Here is a 9,517-nt window from a genome sequence, read left to right on the forward strand (position 1 = left end):
CGCCCAGCAGTGGGCGGCGGGCGACAGCACAGCGGGGCGCGCCCTGTGGGCGCAGTTCGCTGAGCTCGGCCTGACCGGGCTGCGCGTGGCTGAGAGCGATGGCGGCTTCGGCGGCTCGGTGACCGATCTCGCGATCGTCTTCGAGCGGCTGGGCTACCACGGCGTTCCCGGCCCGTACATCGAGTCTGTCGCGCTTCTGCCCTCACTCGTCGATACGAACACCCGCTCGCAGATCGTCTCAGGCACGATTGCCACAGCGAGCATGGCCATGGTGGCCCCCGCGGCGCTCGACGCCAACGCTGCCGAGCGTCTCTTCCACATCGCCGACGGCACGCTTCACGAGGCGACCGTGAGCGAGCAGGTCGCCTCACTCGCACCCACCCGTCATCTCACTCTTCTCACGCCGGATGCCGACGGTCAGACGCTGGATGCCGCGGCTCTTGCCGCCGCATCCGACGAGGCTGCGCTGGCCGCCGCAGCCACGCTTCTGGGTGCCGGCGAACGACTCCTCGCGGAGGCAGTGTCGTACGCGAAAGTGCGCGAGCAGTTCGGCCGCCCGATCGGCGAGTTCCAGGCGCTGAAGCACCAGCTGGCGGACATCCGCGTCGCACTGACGTTTGCACGCCCGCTGGTATGGAACGCTGCACTCGAGTTCGACGACACGACCCGTGAACGCGCCGTCTCGGCCGCGAAGGTCGCGGCATCGAATGCGGCCGCGCGGGCAGCGCGCGTCGCGCTTCAGGTGCACGGCGCGATCGGATACACCTCAGAGCACCATCTGCGCATCTGGCTGGGACTCGCCCAGACACTGCCCACCGTCTGGGGCACGTCCGCCTTCCACCGCTCGCGCGTGGCCCGCGCGATCCTTCGCGATAGCGCCGCGTAATCCAGAAGGGACAACGACGATGACTGCCGACCTCACCGAAGAACAGCGCGAGCTCGCCGACATGCTGCGCACGCTGCTCGCGCAGCGATCCGACAGCACCGCTATCCGCCAGGCAGTCGAATCCACCCCGGGCTACGATGCCGGGCTGTGGGCTCTGCTGTGCGGCGAGATCGGCATCGCATCGCTGGCGATCCCCGAGGAAGCGGGCGGTGCCGGCTTCACCGTCGTCGAGAGCGAGGTCGCCCTCGAAGAGCTCGGTTACGCACTCACGCCGTCGCCGTACCTCGGCTCAGTCGCCATCGCCGCACAGGCCATCCTGACGGCGGCAGACGTCGACGACGGGGCCCGTCTTCTTCCCGACATCGCGTCCGGAGAGTCGATCGCCGCGCTGGCATGGGCGAGTGCCGACGGTCGCTGGGACCCGGCAGCCATCGACGTGCAAGCGATCGCAGACGGCGACGACTGGACACTGTCGGGCCGCGTGCCGTTCGTGCTCGAAGGCGAGAGCGCTGACATCATTCTGGCCATCGCTCGCACGGCCGATGGTCCGCGTCTGTTCGAGGTGACCGACACCGCGCGCACCACGCGCGAGGCGACACCGGCGATGGATATCACCCTCCGGCTGGCAACGCTCGACTTCGACAGCACACCCGCCCGAGCGCTGGGCAGCGGTGATCCTGAGCACCTTCAGGCCGTCTACGCGCACGCCCTTGCCTCGACAGCGGCCGTCCAGGCCGGCACAACCGCACGTGGGCTCGACATGACCGTCGACTACGCCCGGAACCGGGTGCAGTTCGGGCGCCAGATCGGATCGTTCCAGGCGGTGAAGCATCGCCTCGCCGATATGCACGTGCAGACGGAGATCGCCAAGACGACCGCGCGTGCGGCGGCCGGAGCGTTGACCGAGAACGCGCCGGATCGCGCCGAGCTCGCCGCTCTCGCCGCGGTGACCTGCTCGACAGCGCTCGAGCACATCGCCGCCGAGACGATCCAGCTGCACGGCGGGATCGCGATCACCTGGGAGCACGACGCGCACCTGATCTTCAAGCGCGCACACGCTCTGGGTCAGCTCTTCGGCACGGCGCGCGAACACCGCGCCGCCGCCGAAGAGCAGGTTCTAGCCGCGCGCTGATCGCTTCACGTGCAGCGGCTGCGCGGCATCCGCTGACCACGACGTGCGAACTCGGTCCGGTTCTTGCTGAGCGAGCGGCTCGACGGGGCGCAGCGTCTCACGGCTGCGCTGCGCCAACTGTTGATAAAGGTGTACGCCGTTGCGCTTCCACGCCAGCGCCTGCTCGTCGAGCTCTCCGGTGACTTTCGCCGGGCAGCCCATCGCCATGCCGGCGGCGGGCACGGCCGTACCGGCCGTGACCACGGCACCGGCGGCGACGAGGGCATTTTCGCCGATGTGGGCGCCGTCGAGGATCGTCGATCCGATCCCGATCAGCGCATAGGAGCCGATCCGACAGCCATGCAGCACCGCCGCGTGGCCGACGTGGCTGTTCGGCTCGAGGAGCGCATCCGTTCCGGGAAAGGCGTGAATCACGCACGAGTCCTGCACATTGGATCCCTCACCGACGATGACTCGCCCGAAGTCACCGCGCAGGCTCGCGAAGGGACCGATATAGCATCCGGGCCCGACGATGACGTCGCCGATCAGACTGGCGGTTTCATGGACGAACGCGGTGGCGTCGACCACGGGGATCACGCCGTCGAACTCGTACGACGGCATCAGGCGACCTGACCGCCGTCGATCACGAAGTCCTGACCGGTGCAGTAGCTGCTGGCCTCGCTGGCGAGGAAGGCCACGAGGTTGGAGATCTCCTCCGGCTGGCCCGCACGAGGGATCGGTATGCGTGTGATGAAGCCGACACCGGCGCGCGTGCTCTCCGAGGCCATCGGTGTGTCCACAGCGCCGGGGCACACCGTGTTCACACGGATGCCCCACTCCGCCAGCTCACGAGCGAGGGCGTGGGAGACGCCCCGCAATCCCCACTTCGACGCCGAGTACGGCACGCGATTGGCGTAACCGGCGACCCCGGCCGTTGATGCGATGTTGATGATCGAGGCACCGCCGTGCTTCATCAGGGGCAGCATCGCCTGCACCCCCAGCATCGGGCCGATGAGGTTGACATCGAGCGTGAGGCGGATCACCTTCTCGGTGGCGTCTGCGAGGGGCCCTTCGGGACAGAAGCCTGCGTTGTTGACGAGGATGTCGACGCGCCCGAAAGCCTGTCGCGCCTTGTCAGCGACATCGTTCCAGGCCTCAGCCGAACTGACGTCGTGCGCGATGCCGACCGCGGCGTCGCCGAACTCGGCGGCGAAGTCGGTGACGGCATCGGCGTCGAGGTCGGTGAGCACCAGGCGTGCGCCGAGCTGGTGAAACAGGCGGGCATGAGCGCGCCCCTGGCCCCCGGCCGCTCCGGTGATGAGGGCGACTTTGTCAGAGAGATCGATGACGGGCGTTGCATTCATGAGATTCCTTCGCGATAGATTATTGAACAAGCATTTGGTTGGAGGCAGCATGAGCAGGATTCACCACATCGGCATCACCGTCAGCGACCTCGAGGCGGCGACGAGGTTCTACCAGACCGTCAGCGGCGGCGAGGCGATCGGCCCCCTGATCAAGAGCGGACCCGCTGTCGAGGCGGCGACCGGCTATGCGGGCGTCGAGATCGCGATCAGCTTCGTCTGCACCGCCAATGGCGTCTTCCTCGAGCTGCTGCAGTACCGCCATGCCGACGCCGCACGGATCGATCCGAACAACGGACACATCGGCGCCGCGCATCCCGCGATCGTCGTGGACGACATCGACGGGGCCATCGCTGCGGCTGAGCAACTGGGCCATCGCGCGCTCTCGACGACGATGACTGCCACTGCAGGCCCCCTCGAGGGCTACCGTTACGTCTACGTGCTCGGCCCGGACGACGTGCGCGTGGAACTGCTGCAAGAACCTCACCGCGCTCCAGCCTGAATGTCGAATCCGATCAGCTCCTGCGAGACGGCTTCTGCGGTCGCAAGCAGCTGCTGCGCCCACCGCTGAACCTGCTCGGGAGCAGCCTGCGCGGGGAACCCGAAGAGAACGATGCTTTCCAGAATCGCACCGTTCGCATCGCACACCGGCGCCGCGAGGATCCGCACGTTCAGCAACCTGCTTCGCAGCGTCTCATCCGAGGGGTCATACGCTCCCGCGATGCTCTCGAGCGCCTCACGGATGCGCACATCGACACCGGCGTGACCACTGTCCCTGCCGTGCTGCGAGATGGTCGCCCAGTGCTCATCGTGATTCGGCGCCACCAGGCCGATCGACCAGCCACGCCGGCGCACCCGCTCCAGGCGCTCGGCGGCCTCAGCCTCGGGATGGTGCGCGCTGTCGTTCGCACGTGCCCACGCAGCCACCAACGACTCATCGACCGCGGGAAACGTCGCGCCGTACGGCATCCGCAGCGGCAACCGGCGGCCGATGTGCTCACGCACCGACCGACCCGTCGCCGACACGCCGGTCATGATCAGCAGATCGCCGCCGATGATCGACTGAGTGAAGGTCTCCAGTCCCGTCTCGGCCGCAAGAGCCTCGAGATGCGGGCGTGTCACGTCGCTGATCTGCAGCTGGGCGCTGAGCTGTGTGGCCGCGTTCTCTGCCGCGCTGCGGTCAAAGCGCCCGTACCCGCCCTGGAAGAACAGCAACGGCCCGGCGGGTTCCTGGGTATCGAGTGCGGTGACCGTGCCGATGACGATGTCGTGATCGCCGGCGGTGTGGCGAGCGGTCAGGGTGCAGTCGATCCATGCGACCGAACCGTCGAGAATAGGATTTCCCGCCGGCGACGGACGCCAGGCGACTCCGTCGAACTTATTCGGATCCCGGCTCGCAAGACGCCGCGACAGCTCGATCTGATTCTCGCTGAGCACATTGACGCAGAAGTCGGCAGCGCCGTACATGCGCGCATAGCTCGACGACGTCCGCTGCGGCAGGAATGCGACCAGGGGCGGATCGAGCGACACCGAAGTGAAGGATCCGACCACCATCGCCACCGGATCGCCCTCAGCATCTTTCGCGGTGATGACGACCACGCCGGTAGGGAAATGCCCGAGGACGTCTCGGAACAGATGGGGCTCGACGGCGGGGTTGCCGCCCTCATTCGACGTGCTCATTCGCTCAAGTGCTCTCGAAGAGTGCTGCCGGTGTACTCGCGTCGGAACAGGCCGCGCTGCTGCAGGATGGGCACGACCTGCTCACCGAAGTCGCAGAGGCCCTGCGGAAGGTCGGCCGGCAGAACGATGAAGCCGTCTGCGGCGCCGGCGGTGAACCACTGCTCCAGATCATCGGCGATCGCCTCGGGAGTGCCGATCACCGGCCGGTGTCCCAGCGTCAGCGCAATACGCTGAGCGAGCTGGCGCAGCGTCAGCTGCTCTCTGAGCGCGGTCTCGATGTAGAGGCGTGGCCGCGAGACGCTCGCGTTCTCGGGGAGTCGAGGTCGCAAATCCGGCAGCGGTGCGTCTGGGTCGAGGTCGCTGAGGTCGAGGTTTCCGAGATGGTGGGTGAGGAAGGCGCTGAGGCCCTCGACGTCCACGAAGCTGCCGAACTCGCGAGCCAGAGCCTGTGCCTCCTCCTCGGTCGAGCCGACGAAGGGCATGATGCCGGGAAGAGCCTTGAGCGACCCGGGCTCACGCCCGTGCTGGGCCGACAGCTCACGCGTACGGGTCACGAACTCTCGGCTGGATTCGATGTCCCACTGGGTCGTGAAGGTCATCTCCGCCCAGGCTGCGCTGAGGTTCATCCCCGGTCCGGACGACCCGGCCTGAGCGATGACCGGCCTTCCCTGCGGCGAGCGCCGCAGGGGCAAGGGCCCGGTCACCTGGAAATGTTCGCCCGCGTGCGCGGCGGGGTGGATGCGCGCAAGATCGGCGTAGCGCCCTGCGGCTGCATCGGCCACGATGGCGTCTTCCTCCCAGCCGTCCCAGAGCGCCGCGACCACTTCGACGAACTCTTCGGCACGTGCGTAGCGGTCGGCATGGTCAGGCAGCGACGCTGAGCCGTAGTTGGCGGCGGATGCTCCCACCGCAGTGGTCACGACGTTCCAGCCCGCTCGGCCTTGGCTGAGGTGGTCGAGCGTCGCGAACTGCCGTGCGACCGTGAACGGGTCGTTGAAGGTCGTGGAGCTGGTGCCGACGAGTCCGATGTGCTCGGTGAATCCGGTGATCGCCGACAGCACGGCGATCGGGTCGGGCCGTTCTGTGGAGTCGGTGGCGATCTGGTCGCCGACGGCGAGCACATCAGCGAGGAAGTACGCGTCGAAGCACGCGGCCTCAGCGACTCGGGCGGTTTCGATCCAGTGGTTCAGACTCAGCGCGTTGGCGGCATCTGTGCGAGGCGAACGCCACGCTGCCTGCGCGGCGCCGACGCCTTGAATGTAGGCGGCGAGATGCATCATGGTTGTTCTCCTTCTGTCGGTACGGGCGGGACGGCGAGTTCTTCGCGCTCGCGTTCGTCGAGTTCGATGGATGCGGCGCCGACAGAGCTCTGGATGCTCTCGGGCCGGCTGGCACCCGGGATCGGGATGATCGCGTCAGAGATTGACAGCAGCCACGCCACGGCCATCTGCTGCACGCTGATGCCGCGACGCTCGGCGGCCTGCTGGAAAGCGGGAGCGGCCGCTCCGAGCCCTTTGGCCGCACGCATTCCACCCAACGGGCCCCAGGCGAGAAAGGTGATCCCCCGCTGCTCGCAAAGTCGCAGTATCGCTTCATTGGATCGTTCCAGCGGAGAGTACTCGTTCTGGACGCTGACGAGCCGATCACCGAGGATCTCGATCGCGGTGTCGAGCTGGTCGTGGTCGACGTTCGAGATGCCCACGCGAAGAGCGATTCCGTCGTCGACGAGCGCCCGCAGGGCCCCCAGAGAATCGGCGAACGGCACGCGGACGTCTGGACGATGAAGCTGGTACAACGGCAGCGCTTCCAGACCGAGACGCTGCAGAGAGGCCCGTGCCGCGCTCGCGATGTGCTTCGGCGAACCATCGACCCACCAGGTCGCGTTCGGCCCGCGAGTATGTCCGCCTTTGGTCGCGATCACGACCCGCTCGAGTGCGTCTGGGCGCGTGCGAAGAGCTCGGATGAGGGCGAGCTCGTTCACTCCCATCTCTCCGGTGGGCCCGTAGCTGTCTGCCGTGTCGAACAGCGTGATGCCCGCATCCAGCGCCGCATGGACGGTCTGGACGCCCTGCGCCGGGTCTTTGTCGAGGGTCTGCGTGAGCGTCATCGAGCCCATGCCGACAGCGGAGACCTGCTGATCTCCCAAGCGTCGGGTGGGAATCATTTGCCGACCACCGTCCATCCGCCGTCAACGGGCAGGCACTGGCCGATCACGTGGTGGGCGTCGAGGAGGAGCCAGATGATCGATTCGGCCATCTCGCGCGGCGTGGCCAGCTGCCCGCGGGGCGTGCGCTTCTCAACCGCGCCGAGGTCGTAGCCGGTGCGGGCGAGGTCCTCGACCATGGGCGTGAGCGTGTGCCCGGGAGCCACCGCGTTGACGCGCACGCCGAGCGGCGCCCATTCCACGGCGAGGTTCTCCATGAGCTGGCGTTCGGCGGCTTTGGCCGTGCCGTAGTCGACCTGGTTTACCCAGCCACGGTAGGCGGTTGTCGAGGAGATCAGCACGATCGAGCCGGCGTCGCCATCCAGCTGGCGGACGAACTCCCTCGATACCGCCAGCGCCCCGACGACGTGGATGTCGTAGAGACGACGCATGTGCTCGAGATCCATCTCCATCGCGGGCACGTATGCTCCGCGGATGCCGTGGCAGACCACCAGGTGGGTGACCGGTGCGCGGCCCGCGGCGTTTTCGATGGCAGCGCGGACCGCGGCCTCATCGCGAGCATCGGCGATCTCGCTGTCGACGCCGTCTCGGTCGCTGGGCTGCATGTCCAGCACGGTCACGCGGTGCCCGCGCTCGAGGAGAATCTCCACAACCGCCGCGCCTATGCCGCTCGCTCCACCGGTGACGATCGTGTGTCCGGGCTGTCTGGGCTCACTCATTTGCGCTCTCCTCCGACGTCGTCGTCATGGCCGGGGTCCGCCCGGCCCGTATGTCATTTGACGCCCATGCTAGTGTGTTTCCCAAACAAGCGCTAGGTTCAGCGCTTGCCCGCACCGCAGCGAATAGGAGCACCGATGTCAGACAAACGATCGAGCATCGATGAGGCGGTCGCCTCTCTGGAGAGCGGCATGACCATCGGCATCGGCGGCTGGGGCTCCCGCCGCAAGCCCATGGCTCTCGTCCGCGCGATCCTGCGCAGCGACCTCACCGATCTCACCGTCGTCGCCTTCGGCGGAGCAGATATCGGCCTGCTCGCCGCGGCAGGGAAGCTACGTAAGGCCATCTACGGATTCGTCTCGCTCGACAGCATCCCGTTGGATCCACTGTTCACCCGCGCTCGCGAATCGGGCACGATCGATGTCGAAGAGTACGACGAGGGAATGTATGTGGCGGGGTTGCGTGCGGCCGGTGCACGCCTGGACTTCCTTCCCATCCGCGCCGGGCTCGGGTCTGACGTACTGCCCGCCAACCCGCACCTGCGCACGGTCGCGTCGCCCTACTCGGATGCCGAGTATGTCGCGATGCCCGCCCTCAACCTCGACGTCGCCCTGGTGCACATGAACCGCGCGGATGAGAAGGGCAACGCACAGTTCCTCGGTCCCGATCCGTACTTCGACGACCTGCTGGCCATGGCCGCCCAGCGCACGATCGTATCGACCGAGAAGATCGTGCCCAGCTCGCAGCTTCTCGACGAGGCAAGCTTCCACACGCTCCTGTTCAGCCGGATGTACGTGTCAACCGTCGTCGAGGCGCCCCGCGGAGCACACTTCACCACCTGCGAACCCGACTACGGCCGCGACGAGGTCTTCCAGAAGCACTACGCGACCTCCGCCAAAGACCCGCAGGCGTGGACTCGCTTCGAGGAGACCTTCTTGAAAACCGATGAAGCCGGCTATCACGCGGCCGTCGCAGAGTTCCACGCGTCCCAAGGAGAATCATGACCACGGCACCCACTCTCGCTGAGATCAGCATCACGGCCTGCGCTGACACCTACCGCGACTCGGGCGAGATTCTCGCCCATGCCGTGGGAATCATTCCGACGCTCGGCGCTCGCCTCGCAAAGCTCACCACGGCCCCCGACATCGTCCTCACCGATGGCGAGGCGTTTCTGCTGAGCGGTCCGCCGACACCCGGCGCCAAGGAGACCGAGGACTCGGTCGTCGAGGGCTGGGCACCGTTCCGTCGCATCTTCGACATTCTTGCCACCGGCCGCCGCCAGAGCATGATGGGCGCGAGTCAGATCGACCGGTACGGCAACCAGAACATCTCGCTGATCGGCGACTGGGACCGCCCGAAGCGTCAGCTGATCGGCGTCCGCGGCGCCCCCGGCAACACCGCAAACCACCGCGTCGACTACTGGATCTCACGCCACAGCGCCCGCATCTTCGTCGACTCGGTCGATATGGTCTCGGGCGTCGGAAACGACAGAGCCAAGCAGGCCGGTCTTGAGTTCCACCACCTCGGTGTCGTGGTCACCAACCTCGCTGTGTTCGGCTTCGACGATGAGGGTCGCATCGCCCTGCGCTCGATTCACC

11 protein-coding genes are annotated in these 9,517 nt (G+C 67.1%); 5 read left to right on the top strand and 6 right to left on the bottom strand.

The annotated features are described in order from the left end of the window. Positions 1-886, top strand: an 886-nt coding sequence (locus tag Q1J95_RS11280) for an acyl-CoA dehydrogenase family protein (RefSeq protein ID WP_300267636.1), incomplete at its 5' end; no start/stop codon positions are given. A gap of 19 nt (positions 887-905) precedes the next feature. Then, positions 906-2,018 carry an acyl-CoA dehydrogenase family protein gene (locus tag Q1J95_RS11285; protein WP_300267638.1) on the top strand — a complete coding sequence of 371 codons (1,113 nt, stop codon included), beginning with the start codon at positions 906-908 and terminating at the stop codon, positions 2,016-2,018. On the opposite strand, the gene Q1J95_RS11290 is transcribed toward Q1J95_RS11285, so the two are convergent. Next, positions 2,004-2,618, bottom strand: a complete 615-nt coding sequence (locus tag Q1J95_RS11290; RefSeq protein WP_300267640.1) for a gamma carbonic anhydrase family protein — start codon at positions 2,616-2,618, stop codon at positions 2,004-2,006. The two genes, Q1J95_RS11285 and Q1J95_RS11290, sit on opposite strands and share 15 nt — an antisense overlap. Then, positions 2,618-3,361, bottom strand: a complete 744-nt coding sequence (locus Q1J95_RS11295; RefSeq protein ID WP_300267642.1) for an SDR family oxidoreductase — start codon at positions 3,359-3,361, stop codon at positions 2,618-2,620. The genes Q1J95_RS11290 and Q1J95_RS11295 overlap by 1 nt, the downstream gene beginning before the upstream one ends. 49 nt (positions 3,362-3,410) lie before the next feature. On the opposite strand from Q1J95_RS11295, the gene Q1J95_RS11300 reads away from it, so the two are divergent. Then, a complete protein-coding gene (locus Q1J95_RS11300; RefSeq protein ID WP_300267645.1) occupies positions 3,411-3,860 on the top strand; it encodes a VOC family protein in 450 nt (149 codons plus the stop codon). On the opposite strand, the gene Q1J95_RS11305 is transcribed toward Q1J95_RS11300, so the two are convergent. Genes Q1J95_RS11305 through Q1J95_RS11320 form a run of 4 tightly spaced genes read right to left on the bottom strand, consistent with a single transcriptional unit; the run spans position 3,842 to position 7,921 of the window. Continuing rightward, the gene (locus Q1J95_RS11305) at positions 3,842-5,038 is read right to left on the bottom strand and encodes a flavin reductase (protein WP_300267647.1); all 1,197 of its coding nucleotides are present in this window, start codon (positions 5,036-5,038) and stop codon (positions 3,842-3,844) included. The genes Q1J95_RS11300 and Q1J95_RS11305 overlap by 19 nt on opposite strands. After that, entirely contained in the window at positions 5,035-6,318 is a 1,284-nt protein-coding gene (locus Q1J95_RS11310; protein WP_300267648.1) for an LLM class flavin-dependent oxidoreductase, read from the bottom strand. The genes Q1J95_RS11305 and Q1J95_RS11310 overlap by 4 nt, the downstream gene beginning before the upstream one ends. Further along, positions 6,315-7,202, bottom strand: a complete 888-nt coding sequence (locus tag Q1J95_RS11315) for an aldo/keto reductase (RefSeq protein ID WP_300267650.1) — start codon at positions 7,200-7,202, stop codon at positions 6,315-6,317. The genes Q1J95_RS11310 and Q1J95_RS11315 overlap by 4 nt, the downstream gene beginning before the upstream one ends. Continuing rightward, the gene (locus tag Q1J95_RS11320; protein WP_300267652.1) at positions 7,199-7,921 is read right to left on the bottom strand and encodes an SDR family oxidoreductase; all 723 of its coding nucleotides are present in this window, start codon (positions 7,919-7,921) and stop codon (positions 7,199-7,201) included. Before Q1J95_RS11320 ends, Q1J95_RS11315 begins: the two co-directional genes overlap by 4 nt. A 135-nt stretch (positions 7,922-8,056) precedes the next feature. Between Q1J95_RS11320 and Q1J95_RS11325 the strand changes: the two genes are divergently transcribed. Both Q1J95_RS11325 and Q1J95_RS11330 read left to right on the top strand, forming a co-directional pair. Beyond that, complete coding sequence (locus Q1J95_RS11325) at positions 8,057-8,923, top strand: CoA transferase subunit A (protein ID WP_300267654.1); 867 nt, start codon at positions 8,057-8,059, stop codon at positions 8,921-8,923. Next, positions 8,920-9,517 (top strand): CoA-transferase (locus Q1J95_RS11330; protein WP_300267656.1); only part of this gene is annotated, 598 nt, incomplete at its 3' end. The genes Q1J95_RS11325 and Q1J95_RS11330, both read left to right, overlap by 4 nt.

The organism is Microbacterium sp., from assembly GCF_029263575.1.
In the GTDB taxonomy this organism is placed as follows: Bacteria; Actinomycetota; Actinomycetes; order Actinomycetales; family Microbacteriaceae; genus Microbacterium.